The sequence below is a fragment of the Streptacidiphilus anmyonensis genome (assembly GCF_000787855.1).
GTDB classification, from domain to species: domain Bacteria; phylum Actinomycetota; class Actinomycetes; order Streptomycetales; family Streptomycetaceae; genus Streptacidiphilus; species Streptacidiphilus anmyonensis.
On the sequence record NZ_BBPQ01000019.1, the window covers coordinates 30609 to 54350 of the forward strand.

Consider the following 23742-nt stretch of genomic DNA (forward strand, 5'->3'; position numbering starts at 1 on the left):
CAGCCGCCGTTCCCCCTCAGGAACGGTGCGCCGACGTTCCGTCATGGTCGACGTCGATCTCGTTGTTGATGTTGCCGACATTGAAATTGATCAAGCCGCTGCAGGCGAGCAGGCACAGCCCGTTCGAGGGCGTCGGTGCCGCCGACACCACGACCGTCGTCACCGCGTTCGAAGCAGTGCAGTTGTCGTTGCCGTTGTAGGCGGCCGTGATCGTGTGCGAGCCGGCGGTGGACAGGGAGGTCGTGTAGGACGCCGCCCCGGCCGCGCTCACCGGCACGGTGTCCAGGAGCGTGCTGCCGTCGAAGAACGTCATGCCGAGCCCACCGCTGGGGTCTCCGGCGCAGGACACCGTCGCGCTGAGGCTCACCGACTGCCCGACGGTCACAGCCGAGGGTGAGGCTTGGACCGCCGTCGTCGAAGGCCCTGCCGCCGCAGCCGGCGAGGCAAGGGCCACAACTGCCGTCATGGCGGCGGCAGCGACCGAATTCCAGGCCAGCCTGTTCTTCCAACGCGTCACCGGGTCGCCTCCTCGAGAAAGCATGTAGGGGAACAGATCAAGACCGTAAGGCGGGAACATCCCTGTTTCGGGGCATGACGGCGCGCGTCGGCCTGTTTGGCCGACGGGGTTCCTTCGGACGGCCGCCCTTTCCGCGGAGCAGTGCGGCCATGGCGTAGTCGACTTGCTCGTCCTGGTCGAGGGGTGACCGCTCCGCGTACCGCGTCGTGCGTCGCCGGGAGCTACGGCGTCCGGTCCGCGCCGTGCAGGGCGTGCAGGATGTGCGGCCAGGCGTCCGCGCCCAGCGCGGCGTCCTCGGCGTCGCTCCCTCCGGAGGCGAGATGCGTCGCGGGCCCGGCCGGGCCCTCTCCGGGCAGCCGGGGCCGGTGCCCGGCCGCGGGACGCTCGACCCGCACCGTTGCTGTCGGGCGCAGGGCCTCACCCCGCGCTGGTCGCGTGGCGTTCGAAGACCGCCGCCTGGGCCTCGCGGAGGGCGGAGGCGATGGCGCCGAGGAGGACGGCGTCGTCGCCGAGGGTGCTGGGGGCGACCTCCGGGCGGAGGGGGGTCATCCGGCCGAGGGCGTCGCGGACGGGGTCGAGGAGGAGGTCCGCGCTGTGGCCGACGCCGCCGCCGAGGACGACGAGGTCCGGGTCGAGGACGGCGGTGACGGCGGCGACGACGAGGGCGAGTCGTTCGCCCTCGCGGGCGACGGCCTCCTGCGCGCGGGGGTCGCCCGCGCGGGCCGCGTCGAAGACGTCCTTGGCCGTCGGGGCGTCGCGCAGGCCGAGTTCGCGGGCGGTGCGGACGATGGCGTCGGCCGCCACCGCGTCCTCCAGCGTGCCGCGGCGGCCCGTGGCGGTCGGGGCCGGGTCGGTGGCGGCGCTGAGGGACAGCGGGAGGAAGCCGATCTCGCCGGCCGCGCCGTGCGCGCCGGTGAAGAGGCGGCCCTCGGCGACGACGCCCATGCCGAGGCCGGTGCCGACGAGGACGTAGACGAAGAGGCGGCTGCCCCGGCCCGCGCCGAAGGCGTACTCGCCGAGCGCGGCGAGGTTGGCGTCGTTGTGGATGGACAGGTCCGGGCCGCCGAGCTGCGTGCGCAACTGCTGGACCAGCCCCGCCCGGCCCCAGCCGGGCAGGTTGACGGCGTACCGGACGCGCCCCGACTCGGCGTCGAAGACGCCGGGGGTGCCGACGGCGGCGTGCACGACCTGGTCGGCGTGGACGCCGGCCTCCGCGAGGGCGCGCTTCGTCGCCGCGGCGACCGCGTCGGCGACGGCGTCGGCCGTGCTCCCCTCGTTGGGGACGTCGACGCGGGCCTGGATGCGGCCCGCGAGATCGGCGACGGCGATCCGCAGCCGGGCGCGGCCGATGTCGACGCCGAGGACGTAGCCGGCGGTCGGGTCCGGCTCGTAGAGCACCGCGCTGCGTCCGCGTTCGGGGACGATCGTGCCGACCTCGCGCACCAGCCCGCCCTGCTCCAGCGCGGCCAGGGCGCTGGACACCGTCGGCTTGGACAGGCCGGTGTCGCGGGCGAGTTGGGCGCGGCTCGCGGCGCCGACGCTGCGCAGGTGTTCGAGCAGCAGCAGCTCGTTGTTGCTGCGCAGTCTCGTGCGGCTCCAGGGTTGCTCGTCCACGGGCTCCAGCTTCTCGGGTGGTCCGGCCTCGGTCGTCGTCGGCCCTCAACTCTAGACAACTGTGATCGCCCGGAGCCTTGACGGCACTAGTAAAGGAATTTAACTTTACAACCCCCACCCCACACCACAGCTCCCCAACGGAGGCCCTTGATGTCCGACCCGGCCGGATCGTCCGGACTGTCCAGAAAGGTCGGCCCGTTCCAGGCGACCGCCATCAACATGAGTCAGATGTGCGGAATCGGACCGTTCGTCACGATCCCGCTCATGGTCGCCGCCTTCGGCGGACCGCAGGCCGTCATCGGCTGGATCGCCGGCGCGATCCTCGCTCTGGCCGACGGTCTGATCTGGGCGGAGCTCGGCGCCTCGCTGCCGGGCTCCGGAGGCACCTACGTCTACCTGCGCGAGGCGTTCCAGTACCGCAGCGGCAAGCTCATGCCGTTCCTGTTCGTCTGGACCGCCATGCTCTTCATCCCGCTCATCATGTCGACCGGCGTCCAGGGCCTGGTGCAGTACCTCGGCTACCTGTTCCCGAAGCTCACCACCGGTCAGGGCGACATCGTGGGCGTCGGCGTCGTCGCGCTGGTCATCCTGCTGCTCTGGCGCAAGATCGAGAACATCGGCAAGGTCACCGTCGTGATGTGGGCGGTGATGATCGTCTCCGTCGCCGCGGTGATCCTGGCCTCGTTCACGCACTTCCACCCGTCGCTGGCCTTCACCTGGCCCGCGCACGCGATCCAGCTGACCCACGGCGCGTTCTGGATCGGCTTCGCCTCGGGCCTGACCATCGGCATCTACGACTACCTCGGCTACAACACCACCGCCTACATGGGCGCCGAGGTCAAGAACCCGGGCCGGGTGCTGCCGCGCTCCATCATCTGGTCCATCGTCGCCATCATGGGGATCTACCTGCTGCTGCAGATCGGCGTCCTCGGCGTCATCCGCTGGCAGGACATGCTCGACCCGAACAACGTCGCCTCCCAGTCCGTCGCCTCGGCGGTGCTGGAGAAGACCTTCGGCAAGACCACCGCGGACGTGGTCACCTGGCTGATCCTCATCACCGCCTTCGCCTCCGTCTTCACCGGCCTGCTCGGCGGCTCCCGGGTGCCCTTCGACGCCGCGCGCGACCAGGTCTTCTTCAAGTCCTTCGCCAAGCTGCACCCCAAGCACAACTTCCCGGTGCTGGGCCTGCTCAGCATGGGCGTCATCACCGCGGCCGGCTTCCTCTTCGCCCGCCACGTCGGCAACACCGCCACGCACCCGCCGCTGGGCATCCTGATCACCCTGCTCACCACCGTGATGGTGATCATCCAGGCGCTCGCCCAGATCGCCGCCGTCACCGTGCTGCGCAGGCGGCAGCCGAACCTGGCCCGGCCGTACAAGATGTTCCTCTACCCGCTGCCGAGCGTCGTCGCGGGCATCGGCTGGCTGGTCATCTACGGCTACGCGGACAAGGCCAACCCGGGCGTGCACCCCATCGAGTGGTCCCTCGGCTGGGTCGCCCTCGGCGTGGTGGCCTACCTGATCTGGTCCCGGGTGGAGAAGGTCTGGCCCTTCGGCGAGAAGCAGATCCGCGAGCAGTTCCTCGCCGAGCAGCAGGCCACCGAACTCGCCGGCTCCGCCACCTGATCGATCCGTCGATCCGTCGACCCGGGAGCCACCGATCCAGCGGGCCCGGCCGGGACCTCCCCGCCCCGGCCGGGCCCGCACCCTGAGGAAACGCACTGATGCCCGTGACACCGCAGGACCCCACCCCGCTGCCCCACCCTTACCGACCCCAGGACGACCAACCCCAGGACCACCACGCCCAGGACCACCAGGCCCAGGACGAGGCGCCGGGCACGGTCATCGGCGTCGACTTCGGCGGCACCAAGACCGAGGTCGCCCTCGCCGACTCCCGCGGGCGCCTGCTCGCCCGCGAACGGCTCGACACCCTCGCCGAGCGCGGCCCCGACCAGACCCTCGCGCGCGCCGCCGACGCCGCCCGACGGCTGGCCCGCGAGTCGCGCGAGCGCCACGGCGTCGCCGTCGCCGCCTACGCCGCCGTCGCGCCGGGCATCGTCCAGGCCGACCGGATCCTGCTCACCCCCAACCTGCCCGGCTGGGAGCGGCTCGCCCTGTCGACGCGCCTGGCCGAGGAGTTGGACACCCCATCGGTCGCCGTCGCCAACGACGTCCGGGCGGGCGCGCTCGCCGAGCTGCGCTTCGGGGCGCTGCGCGACGCCGACCCGGGTCTGTACGTGAGCCTCGGCACCGGCATCGCGGCCGCGCTGACCGTGGGCGGGCAGGTCCTCGCCGGCGCGCACCAGGCGGCCGGGGAGATCGGCTACGTCAACCCCGGCGGCGCACCCGTGGACGCCGTCGCGGCCGGGCACGCGCCGCTGGAGGAGATCGTCGGCGGCAAGGGCCTCGGCGAACGGGCCGCCGAACTGCTGGGCCGCAGCGTCAGCGCCGCCGAACTGTTCCGCAGCACCGACCCCGACGCCCGCGACCTGGCCGAGCACGCGCTCACCGTGCTGGCCGTCACCCTCGCCAACCTCTGTGCCTTCGCCGACCCGGCCCGGATCGTGCTGGGCGGCGGCATGATGGCCGCCGCCGAGGTGATCCTGCCCACCCTGGAGCGGCTGATCGCCGACGCCACCCCCTTCCCGCCCGAACTGCGGGCCGCCCGCTTCCGTCGCGACGCCTCGCTGCACGGCGCGGTCACGCTCGCGATCGACAGCCTCCACACGCACCGCCGCGAACGCGGCGGCGACCGACCGCGTCCCACCGCACCCCTGGGAGCCCTTCGATGACGACCACGACGACCACCCGGCCCGCCGCCGTCCCCGGCGCCCGGATGGAGGCGGAGATGCGCCAGCAACCGGAGGTGCTGGCCGCCCTGGTCGACCGCTGGCCGGCCCTGACCGCGCAGGTCGCCGCCCTGACGGACGGTGCTCCGCCGCTCGGCGTCGCCTTCCTCGCCCGCGGCTCCTCCGACCACGCGGCCCTGCTCGGCCGCTACGCCGTCGAACTGCGGACGGGCCTGCCCACGTGCCTGGTGGCGCCGAGCGTGGCGACCGCGTACGGCAGGGCGCCGGAGGGCTTCCAGGGCTGGCTGCTGGTCGCGCTCTCCCAGTCCGGCCGCACACCGGAGATCGTCGACCTGGCGCGCCGCTACGCCGACGCGGGCGCGCGGGTGGTCGCCGTGACCAACGACGGCGGATCCGCGCTGGCGGGCGCGGCTCATCTGTCGATCGCCCTGGAGGCGGGGCCCGAGGTCGCGGTCCCGGCGACGAAGACCGTCACGGGGCAGTTGCTCGCCCTGCTGGCCCTCGCCGCCGGGCTCGCGCCCGGCGGGTTCGGATCGGCCGGGCTCACGCAGGCTCAGGCCGCCGCCCTCCCGGACGCGGTGGCGCGCGTCCTCGCGGACGCGGAGAGCGCCGAGCGCGCCGCGGCGCTGCTCGCCGACCACGACCGCCTGGCCGTCGTCGGGCGCGGCGCCTGCTACCCGGCGGCCCTGGAGAGCGCGCTGAAACTCCAGGAGACCACCGGCCTGATGGCGCACGGCTTCTCGACAGCGGACTTCCGCCACGGGCCGATCGCGGTCTGCGGTCCTGAGGCCCCGGCCCTCCTGCTCGCCGGCTCGGGCCCGGCGGACGCGGACACCCTCGACCTCCGCGACGCCCTGGCCGCCCGTCGTGCCCCGATCCTGCTGGCCGGCGCCGCGCCCGAGGCCGACCTGCCCTGGCCCGCGCTCGGGCACCTCGGCGACTGCGTCACGGCGACCGTGCGGGGCCAGCAGCTCGCCTTGGCGACCGCCCGCCGTCTCGGCATCGACCCGGACCGGCCGGCGGGGCTCAACAAGGTCACCATGACCAGCTGACCCCCACCAGCCGACGCCCACCAGCTGCTCCCCGCGGCACGGTTCCGGAGCCGTCACGTCCATGACGCGGCGTCATTTCGATTGCGGCACACGCGTCATGGCCGTGCGGAGCGACGGGGAGGGGGCGCTCATGAGAGCTCCCGACAGCGTCGACCGCCGCTCCGCGCGGAGGGTCCTGCGGATCGCCGCGGCCGTGCTCGTGTGCGCGCTCGTGGGCTGGGCCGCCTACGGGTGGGCGCGGCGCTTCGCCGGAAGGGACTGGTACGAGGACCCGCACGGGCCGGTCTTCGTCTCCGCGGACGGCCGCACGCTGCTCTTCGCCTACGGTCCCGCCGAGATGAGCGGCGAGATGGCCTCCTGCTTCTCCCCGATCAGCTTCGACCTGTCGGTCCAGCCGCACGCGGCCTCCGTCGCCGTCCGCTTCCACGTCCACCAGGCTCCCGGCCAGACGCACGCCGACGGCTCCTGCTCCCAACCGGTCGGGTTCCCGCTGGCGCTCGGGCGGCCGCTCGGAGCCAGGACGCTGACCGACAGCCACGGACGCCCGCTGCCCGTCCTGGACGGGCAGCGGGTGCCGCAACTGAAGGACCCGCGGCTGACCGAGCCCTTCGGCCCCATTCCCTGCGTCGTGCAGCAACGGGGGCAGGCGCCCGGATACTGCACGGGCCCGCTGGCGTTGTGGCACGGCTACACGGACAGCGCGCAGCGCGTCACGTGGGACTTCTACCAGCGCCCCGCGACGGGACCCGGCACCGCTCCCCCGAGGGCGTCCAACCCGCCGTCCCGCTGGCGCGCGGCGACGAACGGCGCGCCCGCCGACTGCTACACCCTGGGCGCGGACCTGTGGAGCCTGTGGTGGCGGCAGGGCGGCTACGAACTGACCCTTGTCCTCGCGTCGTCGGGCAGGCCGACGCCGGTCCCTTCGGACACGGCCGCCTGCGCGTCGCTCGCGAAGGAGACGGGCTTCGTCCGATGAGGCGCCACGCCGCCGCCCTCGCCACCCTCCTCGCCGTCGCGCTCAGCGCGCTGGGAGGCGTACTCGCCGCCCGCGCCACGCCGTCCGACGGCCTGGTCGCCACCCCCGTCGGCCCCGCGCTGGTCTCCGCGGACGGCCGCAGGGTGAGCGTCACCGAGACCGGGCAGTGCCTCGGCTCCGGCCTGTTGCGCGCCCGCGGGCGCGGTCCGACGGTGGTGCTCGACCTCCGAACCGTGCCGCACACCGGGCCCTGCGTCGGCGGCGCCCGACTGCTCGTCCGGCAGGTCGACCTCGCCGCGCCGCTCGGCGCCCGCACGCTCGTCGACGCGCACGAGGGCACACCGGTGACGGTCTTCCAGGGCGCGGACCTGCTGCGTCCCTGCACGCTCCCGGCCGGCTACCGGCTCGCGTACGTCGCGCCCGGATACGCCCCGGGATACGCGCCCGGCGGTTCCGACGCGCAGTGGTCCCCGGCGGCGTCCACCCTCTTCACCGACGACGAGCGGGGCTCGCTGTGGCTTGTCGAGGAGTACGGGCGGCACTGGCCCGACGGCTGGCCGACCGACCTTCCGCTGGTCGCGGCGGACGGCCGGCTCGCCCGGGTGGGCCCGAACGGCATCGCCTGGCAGCGGCGGGCACCTGACGGTGGGGCGCTCAGCCTCGCCCTTCTGTCCGACGCGGGGCTGCCCACCGCCTCCCTCGTCGCCGTGGCCGACAGCCTCCCGGTCGTCCCGCTCCCGACACCGGCTGGAAACCGGGCGCTCACAAGTCCTCCATGTGCGCGCCGTGTGCAGTAGGCTCAAGCCAACACTGCTCACGGCGGGCGCAAGGATGTTCATATGTCGGCTGCGGAACGCGCCAGGGAACAACTCGTCGGCTGGCCCGATCTGACGCTCGGTCAATCCTCTTGCGGGGTAGGCACCTCGCTCTCCTCGGGCGGGCGGGAGATCGTGCACTTCCACACCGGCCCGCAGACCGATGTGCAGTTGACCCCGGCCGCCATCGCACGGCTGGACGAACGCCTGCGCGAGTCCACGGCGGTCCGGCTCCACGCCGACTCCGGCTGGGTGACGGTGCTGGTGGAGTGCGACACCGACATCGACCTGCTCTCGACGCTGGTCAGCGTCGCCCTCCAGGCCAACGCGGCGCAGCACCCCACTCTGGTGCCGACGCCGTGCAACTTCCAGCGCACGACGATCCTCCGCCCCGAGGGGCAGCAGCGGGCGTCCGAGCCCCGGCGCCTTCTCGACGGCCTCCGCCGCCGCGGCCTCATCCGCCCCCACCACGCGGCGTAGCCCGCGTCATCGCGACGACCCCTCCCCCTCGGGCGGAGAGGGCGACAGCCCTGACGGCGCACGCGCATGTCCGGGACCCTGACGAGCCGGGCCCCGAAGTCGCCCCGCCGGCATCACTGATCCCGTCGGCATCCCTGATCGCGTCGGCATCCTCGATCCCACCATCGTCCGACCCGCCACCGTCCGACCCGTCGGCGTCTGACCGTCGGCGGGCAGCCGCCGTCCGGGCGCGCGCGACCCCGAGGGCAACAGTTCACCGACGTGACGCGAACTCGTCAGCCCTATGGCATCTGGCATGGAAAGCATGCACGCTGACAGGTAATCCGAGCATGCACAATCACCTCGCCCCGGGAGTGAAACCCATGCGTCCGAAGTCCCGCCTCGCCCTCGCCGCCGCCGTCACCGCGGCGACCGCCGGGATCGCCGCTCTCTCGCTCGCCCCGCAGGCCGGCGCGCAGGCCGCCGCGCCGAAGGCCCATGTGCACGCCCAGCTCGCCGCCTCCGCCCTGCCGACCTACTCGCACGTCGTGGTCGTGATGGAGGAGAACCACGCGTACAACGAGATCATCGGCAGCAGCTCCGCGCCCTACATCAACTCCCTTGCCAACGGCGGCGCGCTGATGACGCAGTCGTTCGCCGTCACGCACCCGAGCGAGCCCAACTACATGGCGCTCTTCGCGGGCAGCACCTTCGGGCTCAGCTCCGACAAGTGTCCCGTCAACGAGGGCACCACCGCCAACCTCGGCTCCGAACTGCTGGGCGCGGGCGACACGTTCAAGGGCTACTCCGAGGGCCTGCCGAGCACCGGCTCGACGACCTGCACCTCCGGCGCCTACGCGCGCAAGCACTCGCCGTGGATCAACTTCAGCAACGTCCCGAGCTCGGACTCGGTGGCGTTCAGCGCCTTCCCGTCCAGCTCCAACTACGCAAGCCTGCCGACGCTCTCGTTCGTCATCCCGAACCTGAACGACGACATGCACGACGGCACCGTCGCGCAGGGCGACACCTGGCTGAAGAACAACATGTCCGCCTACGCCACCTGGGCCAAGGCCAACAACAGCCTCCTGGTCGTCACCTGGGACGAGGACGACTCCACCGAGAGCAACCAGATCGCCACGATCTTCTCCGGCGCGAACGTCGTGACCGGCAAGTACAGCGAGAAGATCAACCACTACAACGTCCTCTCCACGCTGGAGCAGATGTACGGCCTGGCCAAGACCGGCAGCGCCGCGAGCGCCACGCCCATCACCGACATCTGGGGCTGAGCGTTGACCGCTCGTGCCCGGTTCCGCCGTCCGCTGCTCGCCGGGGCTCTGGCCCTGGCGGTGGCGGGCGGCGCCGTCGGTCTCACGCTCGCGCTCGACGGCTCCGCCGCGGCCGGGCCGGCGCCGCTCGCCGTGACCGTCGACAAGCACGCCTGCGGCGCGCCGCCGGCGCGGCTCCCGGCCGGTCCGGTCGACTTCGAGGTGCGCGACGCCGCGACGACCTTCGTCAGCGTCTACGTCACCGACCCGACCGGGGCCCGCGCGTACGCGGAGATCCGCTGGCTCGGCCCGAACCACTCGCTGCCCCTGTCCGCCTCGCTGGCCGCGGGGCGCTACGCGCTGCGTTGCGTCTTCTCCGACGGCCCCGTGCTGACCTCGTCCACCGTCGCCGTGAGCGGCTCGGCGACGGACACCGAGACCGGCTACCGGCCGATGAACAGCACCGAGTTGGAGCAGCCGGTCACCGCCTACCGCGCCTACGTCGCGGCCGCGCTGCCGCACCTGCTGGACGCGGCGCGCACTCTCGACGCCGACGTCGCCCGCGGCGACCTCGCCGCCGCGCGGACGGACTGGCTGCCGGCGCACCTCGCCTACGAGCGGCTCGGCGCCGCGTACAACTCCTTCGGCGACTTCGACGGCGACATCGACGGCCGCCCCGACGGACTTCCCGACGGCGTGGACGATCACGGCTGGACGGGTTTCCTCGCGATCGAGCACGCGCTGTGGCACGGCGCCCCCGCCGACAGGGTCCGGCCGCTGACGCAGAAGCTGGTCGCCGACGTCAACGGGCTGATCGCCGACTTCCCCAGCGAGGACATCGACTCCGAGGACCTGCCGCTGCGGGCGCACGAGATCCTGGAGAACGCCCTGCAGTTCCAGCTCACCGGCCAGGAGGACCAGGGTTCCGGCACGACGCTGGCCACGCTCGACGCCAACGCGCAGGGCACCCAGGAGGTGGTGTCGCTGCTCGCCCCGCTGGTGCGCGAGCGCGACCCCGGGCTCGTCGAGACCCTCGACCAGGGCCTCGCCACGCTGCGCGGCCAACTCGCCGCCGCCCACGGCAGCGCGGCCGACTGGCCTGCCGCAGCCTCGCTCGACCGGGCCACCCGCGAGCGTCTCGACGGCACGCTGGGCGCGCTGCTGGAGCAGCTCGCCGCCCTGCCCAACCTTCTCAGCCCGAGGAACGGAGCCTGACCATGAGCGAACCCCAGCTCTCCCTCGGGCGACGGGGCTTCCTGCAACGGGCGACGGCGGGCGTGGTCGGCGCGGCGGCCCTGGGCGCGACCGCCGCGGACACCGCGCGCGCGGCCACGGCGGCGACGTCGTCCGGGCCCGTGCCGACGACCACCGGCTCGGGCCGGGTCATCGCCTTCGAGGGCCCGCACCAGTCCGGCATCCTCACCCCGCCGCAGGCGGCCGCGACCTTCGTCTCCTTCGACGTGATCGCCCCCGACCGGGCGGCGCTGCGGGACCTCTTCGCCGTGCTGACCGACCGCGTCCGCCGCCTCACCGCGGGCGGCCCGGCCCCGGCCACCGACCTCGCCTCGGCGCCCTCCGACAGCGGCACGCTCGGTCCCGTGCTGCCCGCGGACGGACTGACCGTCACCGTCGGCGTGGGGGCCTCCCTCTTCGACGAGCAGCGCTACGGTCTCGGCGCGCGGCGGCCGGCCAAGCTGACGGCCATGCCGGTCTTCGCGGACGACGACATGGCCCACTCGACCGAACTGCACGGCGACCTCTCGCTCCAGCTGTGCGCGGACTCGCGCGACACCGTCGCCCACGCGCTGCGGGACATCGCCAAGCACACCCGCGGCGCGATCCAGGCCCGCTGGAAGATCGACGGCACCCACTCGGCCCCGCGCCCGAGCGGCGCGCCGCGCAACCACCTCGGCTTCAAGGACGGCATCGCCAACCCCGACACCACCAGCGGCGCCGTCACCGACGCGCTGGTGTGGACCCACGGCGGCCGCGACGGCGAGCCCGCGTGGACGGAGGGCGGCTCCTACCAGGTGATCCGCATCATCCGGATGCTCGTCGAGTTCTGGGACCGCGTCTCCCTGGACGAGCAGGAACGCATGATCGGCCGGCGCCGCGACTCCGGCGCTCCCCTGGACGGCTCCGCCGAGACCGACATCCCCGGCTACCAGGCGGACCCCGCAGGCCTGTTCATCCCCATGGACGCGCACATCCGGCTGGCCAACCCCCGCACCAAGGCGACCGCCTCGCAGCAGATCCTGCGTCGCGGCTACAACTACGAACGCGGCCTGGACACCGACGGCAACCTCGACCTCGGCCTCGTCTTCTGCTGCTACCAGCAGGACGTCTCCCGCCAGTTCGCCGCCGTCCAGGCCCGCCTCGCGGGCGAACCCCTCGTCGACTACATCTCCCCCACCGGCGGCGGTTACTTCTTCGCCCTCCCCGGCGTCCGCGGCCCCCACGACTCCTTCGCCTCGGGGCTGTTGGCCGAGTAGCCCTGCCGGGCGGATCGTTCGGTCCGGCCCTGCCGCCCGGCACGTGGGCCCGCCGCGAGTGACGTCTGTCATGCCTGATCCGTTATCAGCAGCGCTGGCACGGCGTCGCATCGGAACGAGATCATGGTCCCTCACGCACTGAGTCAACGGGGGAACGACGATGTCGCCGCACGAGATCGAGCTGTACGCCTGCGCCGCCGCGGTGGTCACGGCGGGGCTGCGGACGCTGGTACTGGTGGGGCCGGCGGACGGTGCCCGAGCCGGGCGGACCGCGCGGGGCGGTGTGCAGCCGGGCGAGGTGGTCGCCGTCCTGCGGGCCGCACTCGCGCGACGACCGTGGGTCTCGCTCGGGCTGTTCGCGGTCATGGCCGTGATGGCGGTGGTCCAGTACGCCGCGCCCGCCGTGGTCGGCGACCTGATGCGGCAGCCGGGCGCGCTGTCCGACGGGCAGTGGTGGCGGGCCGGAACGGCGCTGCTGGTGCAGTCCTCGGGCCTGGCCCAGATCGCGTGCAACCTGCCCGCGCTGCTCGTGGTCGGCGTCGTCGCCGAGGCGGTCCTCGGCGGCTGGCGGACGGCGGGGGTCTTCCTCGTCTCGGGCGTCGCCGCGCAGACGGCCAGCCTGGCCGGTTGGGCGCCCCGCGGCGGCGGGGACTCCGTGGCGGTCTGCGGTCTGGTAGGCGCCCTGGCGGTCGTCTGCCTGCTGCGGGGCGCCGACTTCGGACGGACCTTCCAGGACAGCCCGCTGGTCCTGCTCGTCCCCGCCGCGGGCCTGGTCCTCTGCGCCCTCCGCAACAACCACGGCGTCGGCCTCGTCGCAGGCTGCCTTCTGGGCCTGCTGCTGAGCGTCCGCGGCCCCGTCGGCCTGCCCCGGCCCGCGGCGGCCTGAGCGGGCGCCAGGTCAGAGCGGTCAGGCTCGCAAGTCCAGGCCGGGGCCGGTTCAGGCCCCTCCGGGGCCCAAGCCGTGGGCGCAGAGGTCGAGCAGGAGGGCGATCTCCGCGCCGTGGTGGGCACACTCGTCGATGGCGTGGGTGGTGAGGGCGAGGTAGCTGTCCTCCGCGTACGGGCCGGCCACGGGGCCCATCGGCGCGACGAGACGGACATCGCCGAGCGAGACGACGTGGGCGCGGAAGCGGGCGAAGTCCTCGGCCAGGGCAGCGATGGATTCCTTGGCCGTGGCGGGCCAGAGCTGCCGCTCCGCGCCGGTCCCCGGCTCCTCACCGAAGAAACGACCGTAGCCGCGCAGGCAGTCGGATCCGATGTGCCAGGCCCGCCAGGCGATCGTGGCGAAGGGCGCCCGGCCCGTCGACCCCTCCGGCCGGTCGTCGGCACGGGAGAGGCCGTCCGCGCCCACGCTCACGCTGAGGCAGTCCGGGACCGGCTCCCACAGGTACGCGGCGTCCGTCATGCCCTCGAGTCGCGCCAGGAAGCGGTCCCGGACCTCATCGAAGGTCATCAGGACACCGTCGGTCACCGGGTTCGGGCGCTCGCTCATCGAGACCGCTCCTCAGTCGCGTTGGAAGGAGTACCCGCGCTCGACGCGGGCGACCTCGACCGCGTAGCTGTCGTGTCAGCCCTCCCGGCCGGGGCGTTGGGCCTCCAAGTGTTCCGGATGCGCCTCCCATGCCGCCACCGACTCGGTGTCGGAGAAGTGGAGGAAAACGATTCCGGGCGGGGCGACACCGGGGGCCGCCATGGCAGGCGTGCTCCCTTCCGTCGGGCACGGGACGAGCCCGTGGTGGTGACGAGTTGCTCGGGCCGCCTCACTCGGCCGGGCCGGCCAGGTCGGCGAGGGTGTTCCAGAACATCAGCTCGTAGCTCTGCAGCATCCGCCCGTATTCGAGGGGGTCGCCACCGTCGGTGCGGTCGGCCGACGAGGACGCCTGCAACGCCTGCCAGTGCTCCACGAGGGCGAGCGCGGGGGCGTCCGCCTCCGGGTCGGGCGCGGCGTCCGGGACGGCGAAGAAGTCGAAGAACGCGCAGGCTTCGTCCGCGAAGCCGTAGTGGTCGCGCAGCGCGCGGACGGCGGTGGCGCAGTAGCCGCCCCAGGCGGCGAAGTTGGCGGTGAGGGCGAGGACGACGCCGACCGGGTCGCCGTTCAGGGCGAGCCAGGCGAGGTAGGCCGGGTACGCCTGGCAGCCCGCGAGCGGGGGCCGGGCGCGCAGCGCCGCGTCGTCGAGACCGCAGGCGGCGGCGAACGGCGGCAGCAGGCCGAGCGCCCGGCTCTCCCCGGCGGCCAGGTCCGCGAAGTACGCGCCTCCGGGCGCGTCCGCGCAGCGCGCCGCCAAGGTGAGGAAGCTGCGCCGGTCGCTCGCGATGATGCGCCGCTGCTGCGCCGCGAGCTCGCCGAGCACGCGCAGCGGAGCGCTGCCGTCGGCGATCCGCCCGATCAGCCGGTTCTCCCCGGCGCCCGGCGCCAGTTCCTCCCGCACCCGGGCCAGCAGACCCGCCGCGTCCTGCGCCATGGAGTAAGCCCCCTCCGCCTCGCCTCGGTGACGCGCGTCCGCCCGGCCTTCGTGCGTCCACGTACCGCCTACGTAAGCACAGGCGGGTCCGGTCCGACGAGAGGCTGGCCGTGGGCGGATCGGACCTCTGTGGACCGGGCCTCTGTGGAGCAGGCCTTCTCCGACCAGACGCCCGTCGGCCAGACCGTGCCGACCGGCTCTTCGCCACACCGCACGTTCGCGGAGGACGACCTCAGCCGCGCGTCGCGGCAACGACGTGAACCGTCACCGACGCGAGGAACGGGCCCCCGGCCAGCGCGTCCAGCCACCCCTGCGCCGCCTCGGCAGTCAAGTAGCCTGCCGCTACCGCCCGTTCGGCGTTGCGCTGGAAGCCGAGGATGCGGTCCGCCTCCCCCGCGTCGCGCAACACGGCGGCGACCGGCACGACGGCGTCCACCGCGAGCCCCGCCTCGGCCGCGCGCCGGGCGAGTTGGCGGCCGACGACGCCGTTGCGGATGACCCGGTCCACGACGTGCCGGGTGTAGGCGCGCGAGGCCTCCAGGTCCGGGTGGTCGAACACGAGCGTCTCCCAGTCGGGTTCGGCCAGCACGACGCGGCCGCCGGGACGCACCACACGGGCCGCCTCGGCCAGCACGAGCGCCGGATCGGCGGCGTGCTGGAGGACCCGGTGCATCCAGACGCGGTCGACGCACGCCGACGCCAGCGGGAGCGCGTGCGCGTCCCCGCGCAGGAAGGCGACGCCGGGCACCCGCCCGCCGTGGCGGGCCCGTGCCTCGGCCGGCATCCGCGGGTCCCGGTCGACCCCGATGACCCGCCCCGATCCGGCCACGGCCGCGGCGAGCAGCGGCACGTCGCCACCGGGCCCGCAGCCGACGTCGAGGACGGTCCCGCCCGGCTCGGGGTGAAGTTGGCGCGCCATGACGTCGCGGTAGGCGTGGAGCGCGCCGACACCGGAGAGCCGCTGCTGGTAGGCCACCCGGTCCGGCACCGCCGCCTCGAACATCCGCTGGGTGACCCGCGCGGTCGCGTGCAGCTCCCGCTCCAGCGCGGCGCGGCCGGCGTCGGTGAGCCGCAGCGGGCGCTGGCGTCCCTGCCTCTCCAACGGCTCGATCAGGCCCTTGGCCTCCAACCGCGCCAGGGCGCTGGAGAGGCTGCCCCGCCCGAGGCGCTCCCCCGTCACCTCCCCGACCGCGGTGTTGACGGCGTATCCGTGCAGGGGCCCGCGCGCCAGCGCGCACAGGACCAGCAGTTGGGCGTCGGCCGTCTGCATCGGTCGCACTCCTCCGCTTCCACTTCCCGGTGACATCGTCCCGATAGCACGCGATGCGTGCTATCCGCGTCGTAGTATGCCGCCATGGCCGGACTCCCGTGAACCGGTCCTCCCGTGAAGGGACGTCAGGAAGGGGACGCCGACCGTCATGAAGATCTCCGCTCCGCTGTACGCCCTGTACGCCCGACGCCTGCGCCGGCAGGTGGGTGCCGGGCCGCTGCCCCGGCACATCGGCCTGGTGATGGACGGCAACCGGCGGTGGGCCCGCCGGGTCGGCCTCGGCAACCCCAGCCTCGGCCACCGCTACGGGGCCGCCCACCTGGAGGAGGTGCTCACGTGGTGCGAGCCGCTCGGCATCCGGCACGTCACGGTGTTCGTCTGCTCCACCGAGAACCTCAGCCGCCGGGGCGACGAGGAGGTCGCCTACCTCATGGACGTCATCGAGGAGCTGGCCCTCGACCACCTGGGACGCCCGGAGGCACGGTGGCGGCTGCACATCGCCGGCTCGCTCGACCTCCTGCCGGACTCGACGGCGCACGCCCTCAAGCGTGCCGTCGAGGCGACGCGCGGCTGCGCCACCGGCGCGCACCTGACCCTCGCCATCGGCTACGGCGGCCGGCAGGAGGTCATCGACGCGATGCGGGACCTGCTCCACGAGCGCGCGGCGCAGGGCCGCACCCTGAGCGAGGTGGCCGACGACCTCACCCCCGAGGACCTCACCCGCCACCTCTACACCGCCGGCCAGCCCGATCCCGACCTGGTCATCCGCACCAGCGGCGAGCAGCGGCTCTCCAACTTCCTGCTGTGGCAGAGCGCCTACTCGGAGCTCTACTTCTGCGACGCCTACTGGCCCGCCTTCCGACAGGTCGACTTCCTGCGCGCCCTGCGCAGCTTCAGCGCCCGCGAACGCCGCTACGGCGGCTGACCACCGCCCGGCGCGCCACCACTGCACCAACTGCACCCTGCAAGGAGTCCTGACGGTGTCCCAACCCGCCTCCGCCGATGTCCCGGCCTACCTGCCCGGCATCGCCCGCGCCTTCCCTGCGGTCTCCGCCGTGGTCACCGACCCTGAGGGGCGAATCCTGCTGGTGCGCAGCCGCAACCGTGAGCCGTGGGGCTGCCCCGGCGGCGTCATCGATCCGGGCGAGACCCCGGAGCAGGCCGCCGAGCGCGAGCTCGCGGAGGAGACGGGCCTTCGACTGCGGGCCGGGCGGCTGCTGCACGTCGCCTGGGCGACGGGCGACGGGAGCGATCTGCTGAACATGCCCGGCGTGCAGTTCTACTTCGATATGGGCACCCACCCGCTCCCGCACCCGCCGCTGCGCCTCCAGCCGGACGAGATCCGCGACGCCGCATGGGTCGCCCCCGACGACCTCCCCTCCTACACCGGCGCCCTGCGCATCTCCCGGATCCACGCCGCGCTCGCCGCCCGCACCGGCGGCGAGGTCCGCGTCCTCTCTGCCACCCGCACCGAACTCGACGCCGACGCCGCCGCCTTCACCGCGCGCCGGGACCGGCATTAGCGCCGCCCGCGCCCCCGCTGCTTTCCGCCCTTGGCGCTGTCCCCACACGCCAGAACCGATCGGCCGGGAGCAAGCTGCTGAAGTCTCTCGACCAGGTCAGGGTGGGTATGCGACTCCCATCCCTCGTCGGCATAGGCACCGCGCTCCTCCAGAACGGCCTGCGCTCGCAGCAGGTCGAGCAGCGCGGTGTTCTGAGGGAGGTTCGACACGCGGATCGTCCGATCAGCACGAACTGCTCGTGTCGGCGGAGGAGTCGGCCGGACGGTCATTCGTCATCGAGTCGCTGGAGAACCTGTGTGAAGTCGCCGTCGTCGAGGAGACCGGCCAGCACCTGCGTCATGTTGTCGACGCCGGGGTCCCGGACGATGAGGCCGTCGGAGCACCGGAAGTAGCGGCCGCCCTGTGCCTCGCCCGTGCGAGCCCAGCTCTCCATGATGCGTTCGACCTCGGCAAAGGTGAGCACGGTCGCGCTCCAGCGTGAGCCGTCCTCTGTCAGCCGGACCTCGACGTCGACGTTGCAGACGGTGTCCAGAGGCTCACCCGCATTGGGCAGGAACGACGCCTCGAACCGATCTGTTCGGACGCGGTACCAAGGCTCGTCCCACCCCTGCTGAACGGCTTCGGTCCCGGTGTTGGTCATACAAGGAGTGTGTCGACGCAGTCCGGACTGCTCAACTGGGTTCCTCGGCCGACTTCCGGGCTTCGAGCTGTCGCAGCAGCAGTTACGTCGGGGGTCTCGGGGGCCGCTGTCCTAGGGGGTGTGTCAGAGTCTGCGCATGCTCGAGATCGTGGTGAAGACGGAGAACTGGGAGCGGCACGTCCACGTGTCAGCCGAGGAACTAGCTGGGCTGGTCCGACGAATCGGTGGCGACGGTGACCGGTTCCTTTCAGTGCACGGACTCCGCTGCAGCCGGCCACGGACTGATGCTCCTCTACGGCGGCTTCGACAGCTCGTCCGAGACCACGGCGGCGATCGGCCACGAGGCCGTGGCTGCCCTTGAAGCAGTCGGCCTGCACGTCGAGTGGGATCGTGACCCCGGCCGGGCCATCACCGTCACCCCGTTGGACTGGCGTCGTCGCCTGGTCGGTTAGGGATCGGCGTCAAAGAGATCACACCCACATGAGGAGTGAGCCGAGGGTGACGGCTGCCTGATAGCACTCGGCCCTCTTGTCGTACCGCGTTGCGATGCCGGGCCACTGCTTCAGCCTGTTGAAGCATCGTTCGACGACGTTGCGCCCCTTGTAGAGCTGCTTGTCGAAGGCAGGTGGGCGGCTCCGGAACGGCCGCGCCGACTACGTGACGGCCCCAACCGACCGCGCCTGGCCTGGCCTGGCTTCCAGCGCCACCTGATCGTCGACCGCAACGGTACCCGGCACCGCTGCCTGTCACGATCACCGGCCGCGACGTCACCCGACCGTCACCGCCGCGGGGCGTGGTCCCGCGGATCCGGGGCCTGTGGAGCGGCCCCGGCCGCGGACCGCGGCGTGTGTACTCCGGGCGGAGACAGCAGCGGTGACAAGGGAACCGGGCCGGTGGTCCGGGCGCGGCAGCGTCCGGGGGTCGGTCAGTCGGCGATGGCGGCCAACTCGCGTTCCACCGCGGCCGCGTGTGCCTCCGCGTCCTCGCGGGCGCGGCGGGGGCTCCAGCGGCCCGTCATGGTGAAGACGAAGGGGAGGAAGACGGCCTGGCCGGCGAAGCAGATCCACCACCAGGTCTGCCACTGGCCCGGGCCGTCCTTGGCGGCCTGCTGCACCTGGGTGCCGTAGGTCTGAAGGACCGTCAACTGCGGCTGGGCCTTCGCGACCGTCTGCAGGTCGGCCGGGCTGACCTGCTGGGTGGCCTGGGCCAGCAGGGTGGGCGGGATCGCGTTCGGCGGGTACTTGGCGAGTTCGGCGAAGAGCTGCGGATGGGCCTGGACGATGGCGAGCGCCGGGCCGGCCTCCGCCTGGGCCGTGGCGACCTGCGTGCCGTGCTCCACCAGCGGGGTGACCGCGGTGACGACGACCGGCACGAACGCCGCCGAGACCGCCACGACGATGCGGATGATCCACCCCCACACCGCCAGACCCGTCGCCGTCGCGGCCGGGTTGTGCTTCTCGACCGTCTCGGTGAAGCTCGCCATCCACGGCGCGTAGGCGACACCGCTCAGCACGCCGACGGCCGCGCACAGCGCGGCGAACGTGTAGTAGCCGGTGGTGGGTTGGGTCGCCCTGGTCGCGAAGAAGGCCGTCGCGGCCATACAGCCGAGCGCGCCCACGATCATGAACGGTTTGCGGACCCGCAGCCGGTCCGAGAGCAGGCCGACCACCACGAGGGCGACGGCGTTCGGCGCCCAGTACCAGTTGGCCAGCGCGTTGGCGCGCTGCTCGGTGTAGCCGAAGGTGGTGGCGAAGAAGACGACGAAGTTGCCGACGGCGGCGAAGTAGAAGAGCAGGAAGACGCTGATCGCGAAGGCCGAGCCGACCACGTCGAGCCGCATCATCTGCCGCCAGTGCCCCGATCGTTGCTGCTCGGGGTCGATCCCGGCCGCGCGCGCCTCGACCAGCGCGCGGTCCCGCAGGGTGACCATGATCTGGTCGCGCAGCCGCGGTGACAGCTCGCGCAGGCCGAACAGCGCGAGCACGAAGACCAGCAGCCCCGCATAGCCGGAGTAGCGCAGCTCGTCCTGCCAGGTCGCCGAGTCGAGCGTCGCGCTGGTGACACTGGTGACCACCAGGCTGCCGATGACGGGGCCCATGGTCCAGTAGCCCATGGCCGTGGCGCGGCCCAACTGCGGGGAGAAGTCGCGGATCAGCGCCGGGGTGGCCACCAGCACGATGCCCTCGACGAAGCTGACCGCCGCGAAGAGGACCAGGTAGGCGGTCTGGTTCGGCGCGGCGGGCAGGCCGACCACCAGCAGCAACGACGCCACCAGCAGCCCGTAGACCACGAGGTTGGCCCGTCCCCACCGGTCCGCCAGCCCGGCGACCAGGGAGGCGAAGGCGCCGACGGCGTTGCCGATGACGCTGATCCAGACGAAGTCGCGGAAGGTCATCCCGTAGTGCTGGATGATCGAGGTCGCCACCGCGTACTGCACGTAGAGCTCGTAGTAGAGCACCACCGTGGTGACGACCACGATCGCGAGGTACAGATAGCGGCGCGCCGTGTCGGGGTAGTGCGGGAGTTCTCTTCGCCAGAGCCTGGCGAGCGGATTCGGGACGGTCTCGGGGACGGACACGGTCGCGGTCATGCAGGGCCCTCCTCGTCGCTGACGCGCACGCCGCGCATGCGGGCGCGCGGCCAGGTGAATTTCGAGTCGCCGTGAATGGGAATTCAGCACACCTACCGGTCGGTATGGAGGAATGTAGGAGTCCACCCCCGGTCGGTCAATGCCCCGCGCAACACCCGCGGAGATTCGGCCCGCAGCCCGCAGCCCGTCCGCGGCGGCCCGTCCGTGGTGGCCCGCCGTCGGCGCCGCGTCGGCCCTCGGCGCCCCCGTGGCGCCCCCGCGGCTCGCCGCCTCCGGCCCGCCGTCGACACGCGCGGCCCGGCTGGCTAGGCTCATCGCGACTATTCAACTTGTTGTCCAGGAGGTCGATCGTGCAGACCGTGCACCCGTTCCGCGCAGCCGTGGAGTCCCGCGACGTCGCCGCGCTCGAGGCCCTGCTGGCCGAGGACGTCGTCTTCACCAGCCCCGTCGCGTTCAAGCCCTACCCGGGCAAGGCCATCACGGCTGCGATCCTGCGCGGCGTCATGCGGGTCTTCGAGGACTTCCACTACGTCCGCGAGATCGGCGCGCCGGACGCGCGCGACCACGCGTTCGTCTTCAAGGCCACGGTGGACGGCCGCGAGGTGCACGGCTGCGACTTCCTGCACTTCGACGACGACGGCCTGATCGACGAGTTCACGGTCATGGTCCGCCCGCTCTCGGGCGCGCAGGCGCTGGCGGCCGCGATGGGCGCGCAGTTCGCCCGGATCGAGGCGGAGGCCCTCGGCGCGCTCGGGTGACGGAACGGCCTCAGCGCCGCGCGAGCACCGAGAGGACCTGCTCGCACCAGCGGACGTTCTCACGCTCGAAGGAGAGCCCCCGCATCAGCGTCAGGTACGGGCCGACCCGTTCGACGGAGGCCAGGTACTCCTCCTCGAACCGCCCGTCCAGCAGGCGGGCGCGCAGCCGCTCGTAGCGGGCCACCTTCTCCTCCGCGTGCGCCCTGCGCGCCTCCAGCGCCACCCGCACCTCCGCCGCGTCGCCCGCGTCCACCGCCTGGACCTGGACCAGGAGTTCGTCGCGGACGGCGCCGGGGCGCGGCGGCCGCGCGGTGAACGCGCGCAGTTCGGCGCGGCCGGCCTCGGTCAGCGAGAAGAGCCGCTTGTTGGGACGGCGCTCCTGTTCCACCACGCGCGCCCGGACCAGACCGTCCGCCGCCATGCGGTCGAGCTCCCGGTAGAGCTGCTGGGGCGTCGCCGCCCAGAAGTTCGCGACCGACGCGTCGAATCCCTTGGCGAGGTCGTACCCGGACGCCTCGCCTTCGAGGAGGGTCGCCATGATCGCGTTGCGCAGTGCCATGAGGCGAGGATAGTCAACTTCGCGGCCATATGAGCCGCCCGTCCAGCACGCTAGGGCAGACTCACCCCGTGACGATCACCGTGCCCTACGTCTCCCAGTTCGCCTCCCCCGACCTCGTCCCCGACCTGATCGCCCGGACGGTCCCGGCCGAGGACGATCCGCGCTGGGCCGAGTCGGGCGCGCAGTCGCCGCAGGAGTACGCGTGGTGGTGTCGGCGCGTCTGCGGGATGGCGTGCCTGCGCATGGCCCTGGTGCACTGGCGCGGCGACGCGCCCGGGACGGTCGGGCTCGCGCACGAGTGCGTCGCGGCCGGCGCGTACGTGGTGGACGGGGAGAGGGTCCAGGGCCTCATCTACGCCCCGTTCGCCGACTACGTACGCGAACGCTGGGACCTGGCGGCGACGGTCGAGACCGCTCTCGAGCCGGCGCAGGTGCGCGAGCACCTCGACGCGGGCCGCCTGCCGATGCTCTCCGTGCACCCCTCGATCCGCACCCTCGACCCCGAGCCGCCCGCCCGGGGAGGGCATCTGGTCCTGGCCGTCGGCCACGACGACGAGGCCCTGTACGTCAACAACCCCTCCGGCTTCCCCGGCAGCCAGCACTACGCACGCGTGCCCTGGCCCGACCTGGACCGCTTCTTCGCCCGCCGGGGCGTCGTGCTGGCCGATCCCCTGACCACGCGCGCGGCGGCCCGACCCGCCGGGCAGGCGGGTCGGGCGGCCGGGTAAGCGGGCAACCGGGCAACCGGGCAACCGGGCAACCGGGCAGAGCCGACCAGGCAGGGCCGCTCAGGCGGCGGTCGGTGCGCCGGCCACGTGGCGGTCGCCGCCGTTGTGCTGCTGCCACAGGCGGTAGACCGCCACCGCTTCCTCGCGCGGCTCGTGACGCATCGGCAGTCGGCGTTCCTCCCAGCTCTTGGCGAACTCCTCGTAGAAGTTGCCCAGTTCGAAGTACTTCCGGTCGTCCACGTAGTGCGGCTCGTAGGCGTCGCGGGTGGTGAGGAAGACGACCTCGTCCGGCGAGCAGTAGTACAGCGAGCCCAGGCACATCGGGCAGGGGTGGGCCAGGACGTAGATGGTGGCGCCGGTGAGGTGCTCGGTGCCCAGCTTGGTGCAGGCCTCGCGGATGGCGAGGATCTCCGCGTGGGCGGTGGGGTCGCCGCTCTGGGCGACCCGGTTCGGGCTCTCGGCCAGGACCCGGCCGTCCTTGACGATCACGGTGGCGAAGGGGCGGCCACCCTCGGCGACGTTGCGGCGCGCGAGGTCGACGGTGCGCTGTGCGAAGTCCACGGTGGCTCCTCTCAGAAGGGCTTGGTCGGCAGGTACTTGCCGTCCAGGGTGATGACGGCGCGCTCGCCGCCCTCGGGGTCGGCGACCTTCTTCACGTCCAGCCTGAAGTTGATCGCGGAGATGATGCCGTCGCCGAACTGCTCGTGGACCAGCGCCTTGAGGGTCGTGCCGTAGACCTGGAGCATCTCGTAGAAGCGGTAGATCGTCGGGTCGGTGGGGACGCCGCCGGGGATCGAGCCGCGCGTGGGGACGGTCTGGAGCAGCAGCGCCGCGTCCTCGTCGAGGCCGAGCAGTTCGGCCACCGCCTCCGCGGAGTGCTGCGGCAGGGCGTGCTGGCCGAGGACGGCCGCCGTCGTGAACGCGGGCGAGAGGCCGGCGGCGTCGGCGACCTGGTGCCAGGAGAGGTCCTTGCGGGTCTTCGCCTCGACGGCGGTGGCAGCGAGCAACTGACGGGCGGTGGGGTCGAACTGGGCGTGCAGCATGGAAGGGATTCCTTTCGAGGGGGTGGGGATTCGGGTCGGGGATTCAGGTGGGGAAGTCAGGTTGGGACTCGGGTCGGAGCCAGGTCGGCCCCGGGGCCCGGCACATGGCCGAGACCGAGGCCGGAGCGGGGGTCGACGCCGGGGCAAGAGCCGAGTCCGTGACCGGGAT

The 23742-nt window shown here is 73.0% G+C and carries 25 protein-coding genes and 2 pseudogenes; 15 read left to right on the forward strand and 12 right to left on the reverse strand.

What is annotated here, in order from left to right; all coding sequences use genetic code 11:
• Positions 1–16: 16 nt before the first annotated feature.
• The 3 genes from TR50_RS18850 to TR50_RS18860 form a co-directional block, all read right to left on the reverse strand.
• Complete coding sequence (locus TR50_RS18850) at positions 17–577, reverse strand: Ig-like domain-containing protein (RefSeq protein WP_236654475.1); 561 nt, start codon at positions 575–577, stop codon at positions 17–19.
• Between the two features lie 161 nt (positions 578–738).
• Positions 739–912, reverse strand: a complete 174-nt coding sequence (locus tag TR50_RS44275) for a hypothetical protein (protein WP_236654476.1) — start codon at positions 910–912, stop codon at positions 739–741.
• 22 nt (positions 913–934) lie between these two features.
• Positions 935–2131, reverse strand: coding sequence for an ROK family transcriptional regulator (locus TR50_RS18860; protein ID WP_236654477.1), 1197 nt, complete (start codon positions 2129–2131; stop codon positions 935–937).
• A 150-nt stretch (positions 2132–2281) separates the two neighbouring features.
• On the opposite strand from TR50_RS18860, the gene TR50_RS18865 reads away from it, so the two are divergent.
• The 10 genes from TR50_RS18865 (at position 2282) to TR50_RS42655 (ending at position 12886) form a co-directional block, all read left to right on the forward strand.
• A complete protein-coding gene (locus TR50_RS18865) occupies positions 2282–3757 on the forward strand; it encodes an APC family permease (RefSeq protein ID WP_042422450.1) in 1476 nt (491 codons plus the stop codon).
• Between the two features lie 98 nt (positions 3758–3855).
• On the forward strand, positions 3856–4923 hold the full coding sequence (locus TR50_RS18870; protein ID WP_063775101.1) for an ROK family protein: 1068 nt from the start codon (positions 3856–3858) through the stop codon (positions 4921–4923).
• Entirely contained in the window at positions 4920–5993 is a 1074-nt protein-coding gene (locus tag TR50_RS18875; protein ID WP_052441092.1) for an SIS domain-containing protein, read from the forward strand. The genes TR50_RS18870 and TR50_RS18875 overlap by 4 nt, the downstream gene beginning before the upstream one ends.
• Positions 5994–6123: 130 nt before the next feature.
• A complete protein-coding gene (locus TR50_RS18880; RefSeq protein WP_152648479.1) occupies positions 6124–6969 on the forward strand; it encodes a hypothetical protein in 846 nt (281 codons plus the stop codon).
• Positions 6966–7766: a hypothetical protein gene (locus TR50_RS18885; RefSeq protein WP_042422459.1), complete on the forward strand. Its 801-nt coding sequence runs from the start codon at positions 6966–6968 to the stop codon at positions 7764–7766. The genes TR50_RS18880 and TR50_RS18885 overlap by 4 nt, the downstream gene beginning before the upstream one ends.
• Before the next feature lie 42 nt (positions 7767–7808).
• The gene (locus TR50_RS18890; RefSeq protein WP_063775102.1) at positions 7809–8264 is read left to right on the forward strand and encodes a luciferase domain-containing protein; all 456 of its coding nucleotides are present in this window, start codon (positions 7809–7811) and stop codon (positions 8262–8264) included.
• A 362-nt stretch (positions 8265–8626) separates the two neighbouring features.
• Positions 8627–9529 (forward strand): alkaline phosphatase family protein, encoded by a 903-nt coding sequence (locus TR50_RS18895; protein WP_084700538.1) that lies wholly within the window; start codon positions 8627–8629, stop codon positions 9527–9529.
• A gap of 3 nt (positions 9530–9532) precedes the next feature.
• Complete coding sequence (locus TR50_RS18900; RefSeq protein ID WP_052441093.1) at positions 9533–10723, forward strand: EfeM/EfeO family lipoprotein; 1191 nt, start codon at positions 9533–9535, stop codon at positions 10721–10723.
• 2 nt (positions 10724–10725) lie between these two features.
• Positions 10726–12000 (forward strand): Dyp-type peroxidase, encoded by a 1275-nt coding sequence (locus TR50_RS18905; protein ID WP_042422461.1) that lies wholly within the window; start codon positions 10726–10728, stop codon positions 11998–12000.
• 160 nt (positions 12001–12160) lie between these two features.
• Complete coding sequence (locus TR50_RS42655; RefSeq protein WP_052441094.1) at positions 12161–12886, forward strand: rhomboid family intramembrane serine protease; 726 nt, start codon at positions 12161–12163, stop codon at positions 12884–12886.
• A 51-nt stretch (positions 12887–12937) separates the two neighbouring features.
• Here TR50_RS42655 and TR50_RS18915 read toward each other — a convergent pair whose 3' ends face one another.
• The 3 genes from TR50_RS18915 to TR50_RS18930 form a co-directional block, all read right to left on the reverse strand.
• Positions 12938–13492 carry a DinB family protein gene (locus tag TR50_RS18915; RefSeq protein WP_042422463.1) on the reverse strand — a complete coding sequence of 185 codons (555 nt, stop codon included), beginning with the start codon at positions 13490–13492 and terminating at the stop codon, positions 12938–12940.
• Positions 13493–13760: 268 nt separating this feature from the next.
• Entirely contained in the window at positions 13761–14462 is a 702-nt protein-coding gene (locus tag TR50_RS18925; RefSeq protein ID WP_174514839.1) for a TenA family protein, read from the reverse strand.
• 232 nt (positions 14463–14694) lie between these two features.
• A complete protein-coding gene (locus TR50_RS18930; RefSeq protein WP_042422465.1) occupies positions 14695–15732 on the reverse strand; it encodes a methyltransferase domain-containing protein in 1038 nt (345 codons plus the stop codon).
• A 148-nt stretch (positions 15733–15880) separates the two neighbouring features.
• Here TR50_RS18930 and uppS point away from each other — a divergent pair, with 148 nt between their 5' ends.
• Positions 15881–16657, forward strand: coding sequence for a polyprenyl diphosphate synthase (gene uppS / locus TR50_RS18935; protein WP_042422466.1), 777 nt, complete (start codon positions 15881–15883; stop codon positions 16655–16657).
• A 55-nt stretch (positions 16658–16712) separates the two neighbouring features.
• Complete coding sequence (locus TR50_RS42660) at positions 16713–17255, forward strand: NUDIX domain-containing protein (RefSeq protein WP_052441095.1); 543 nt, start codon at positions 16713–16715, stop codon at positions 17253–17255.
• A gap of 265 nt (positions 17256–17520) precedes the next feature.
• On the opposite strand, the gene TR50_RS18945 is transcribed toward TR50_RS42660, so the two are convergent.
• Complete coding sequence (locus tag TR50_RS18945; RefSeq protein ID WP_042422468.1) at positions 17521–17895, reverse strand: hypothetical protein; 375 nt, start codon at positions 17893–17895, stop codon at positions 17521–17523.
• A 248-nt stretch (positions 17896–18143) separates the two neighbouring features.
• On the opposite strand from TR50_RS18945, the pseudogene TR50_RS18950 reads away from it, so the two are divergent.
• Positions 18144–18347: pseudogene (locus TR50_RS18950) on the forward strand (DUF6891 domain-containing protein); the annotation flags it as partial.
• 18 nt (positions 18348–18365) lie between these two features.
• Here the strand turns inward: TR50_RS18950 and TR50_RS44280 are convergent.
• Positions 18366–18527 (reverse strand): annotated as a pseudogene (locus TR50_RS44280) (IS5/IS1182 family transposase); the annotation flags it as partial.
• Positions 18528–18820: 293 nt separating this feature from the next.
• Positions 18821–20485 (reverse strand): MFS transporter, encoded by a 1665-nt coding sequence (locus TR50_RS18955; RefSeq protein ID WP_042422473.1) that lies wholly within the window; start codon positions 20483–20485, stop codon positions 18821–18823.
• Between the two features lie 359 nt (positions 20486–20844).
• On the opposite strand from TR50_RS18955, the gene TR50_RS18960 reads away from it, so the two are divergent.
• Positions 20845–21243 carry a nuclear transport factor 2 family protein gene (locus TR50_RS18960; protein ID WP_042422587.1) on the forward strand — a complete coding sequence of 133 codons (399 nt, stop codon included), beginning with the start codon at positions 20845–20847 and terminating at the stop codon, positions 21241–21243.
• A gap of 10 nt (positions 21244–21253) precedes the next feature.
• On the opposite strand, the gene TR50_RS18965 is transcribed toward TR50_RS18960, so the two are convergent.
• The gene (locus tag TR50_RS18965) at positions 21254–21802 is read right to left on the reverse strand and encodes a PadR family transcriptional regulator (RefSeq protein ID WP_042422474.1); all 549 of its coding nucleotides are present in this window, start codon (positions 21800–21802) and stop codon (positions 21254–21256) included.
• Between the two features lie 68 nt (positions 21803–21870).
• Between TR50_RS18965 and TR50_RS18970 the strand changes: the two genes are divergently transcribed.
• Positions 21871–22530 carry a C39 family peptidase gene (locus TR50_RS18970; protein WP_369405754.1) on the forward strand — a complete coding sequence of 220 codons (660 nt, stop codon included), beginning with the start codon at positions 21871–21873 and terminating at the stop codon, positions 22528–22530.
• Between the two features lie 60 nt (positions 22531–22590).
• Here TR50_RS18970 and TR50_RS18975 read toward each other — a convergent pair whose 3' ends face one another.
• Both TR50_RS18975 and cynS read right to left on the reverse strand, forming a co-directional pair.
• Positions 22591–23091 (reverse strand): nucleoside deaminase, encoded by a 501-nt coding sequence (locus tag TR50_RS18975; protein WP_042422478.1) that lies wholly within the window; start codon positions 23089–23091, stop codon positions 22591–22593.
• A gap of 11 nt (positions 23092–23102) precedes the next feature.
• On the reverse strand, positions 23103–23573 hold the full coding sequence (cynS, locus tag TR50_RS18980) for a cyanase (RefSeq protein WP_042422481.1): 471 nt from the start codon (positions 23571–23573) through the stop codon (positions 23103–23105).
• Positions 23574–23742: the final 169 nt, after the last annotated feature.

Bases quoted from the DNA above. Each gene is read 5' to 3' on its own strand.
- TR50_RS18850 (WP_236654475.1), bottom strand. From the start codon at position 577: ATGTTCCCGCCTTACGGTCTTGATCTGTTCCCCTACATGCTTTCTCGA.
- TR50_RS18865 (WP_042422450.1), top strand. From the start codon at position 2,282: ATGTCCGACCCGGCCGGATCGTCCGGACTGTCCAGAAAGGTCGGCCCG.
- TR50_RS18870 (WP_063775101.1), top strand. From the start codon at position 3,856: ATGCCCGTGACACCGCAGGACCCCACCCCGCTGCCCCACCCTTACCGA.
- TR50_RS18875 (WP_052441092.1), top strand. From the start codon at position 4,920: ATGACGACCACGACGACCACCCGGCCCGCCGCCGTCCCCGGCGCCCGG.
- TR50_RS18880 (WP_152648479.1), top strand. From the start codon at position 6,124: ATGAGAGCTCCCGACAGCGTCGACCGCCGCTCCGCGCGGAGGGTCCTG.
- TR50_RS18885 (WP_042422459.1), top strand. From the start codon at position 6,966: ATGAGGCGCCACGCCGCCGCCCTCGCCACCCTCCTCGCCGTCGCGCTC.
- TR50_RS18890 (WP_063775102.1), top strand. From the start codon at position 7,809: ATGTCGGCTGCGGAACGCGCCAGGGAACAACTCGTCGGCTGGCCCGAT.
- TR50_RS18895 (WP_084700538.1), top strand. From the start codon at position 8,627: ATGCGTCCGAAGTCCCGCCTCGCCCTCGCCGCCGCCGTCACCGCGGCG.
- TR50_RS18905 (WP_042422461.1), top strand. From the start codon at position 10,726: ATGAGCGAACCCCAGCTCTCCCTCGGGCGACGGGGCTTCCTGCAACGG.
- TR50_RS42655 (WP_052441094.1), top strand. From the start codon at position 12,161: ATGTCGCCGCACGAGATCGAGCTGTACGCCTGCGCCGCCGCGGTGGTC.
- TR50_RS18915 (WP_042422463.1), bottom strand. From the start codon at position 13,492: ATGAGCGAGCGCCCGAACCCGGTGACCGACGGTGTCCTGATGACCTTC.
- TR50_RS18925 (WP_174514839.1), bottom strand. From the start codon at position 14,462: ATGGCGCAGGACGCGGCGGGTCTGCTGGCCCGGGTGCGGGAGGAACTG.
- TR50_RS18930 (WP_042422465.1), bottom strand. From the start codon at position 15,732: ATGCAGACGGCCGACGCCCAACTGCTGGTCCTGTGCGCGCTGGCGCGC.
- uppS (WP_042422466.1), top strand. From the start codon at position 15,881: ATGAAGATCTCCGCTCCGCTGTACGCCCTGTACGCCCGACGCCTGCGC.
- TR50_RS18945 (WP_042422468.1), bottom strand. From the start codon at position 17,895: ATGACCAACACCGGGACCGAAGCCGTTCAGCAGGGGTGGGACGAGCCT.
- TR50_RS18955 (WP_042422473.1), bottom strand. From the start codon at position 20,485: ATGACCGCGACCGTGTCCGTCCCCGAGACCGTCCCGAATCCGCTCGCC.
- TR50_RS18965 (WP_042422474.1), bottom strand. From the start codon at position 21,802: ATGGCACTGCGCAACGCGATCATGGCGACCCTCCTCGAAGGCGAGGCG.
- cynS (WP_042422481.1), bottom strand. From the start codon at position 23,573: ATGCTGCACGCCCAGTTCGACCCCACCGCCCGTCAGTTGCTCGCTGCC.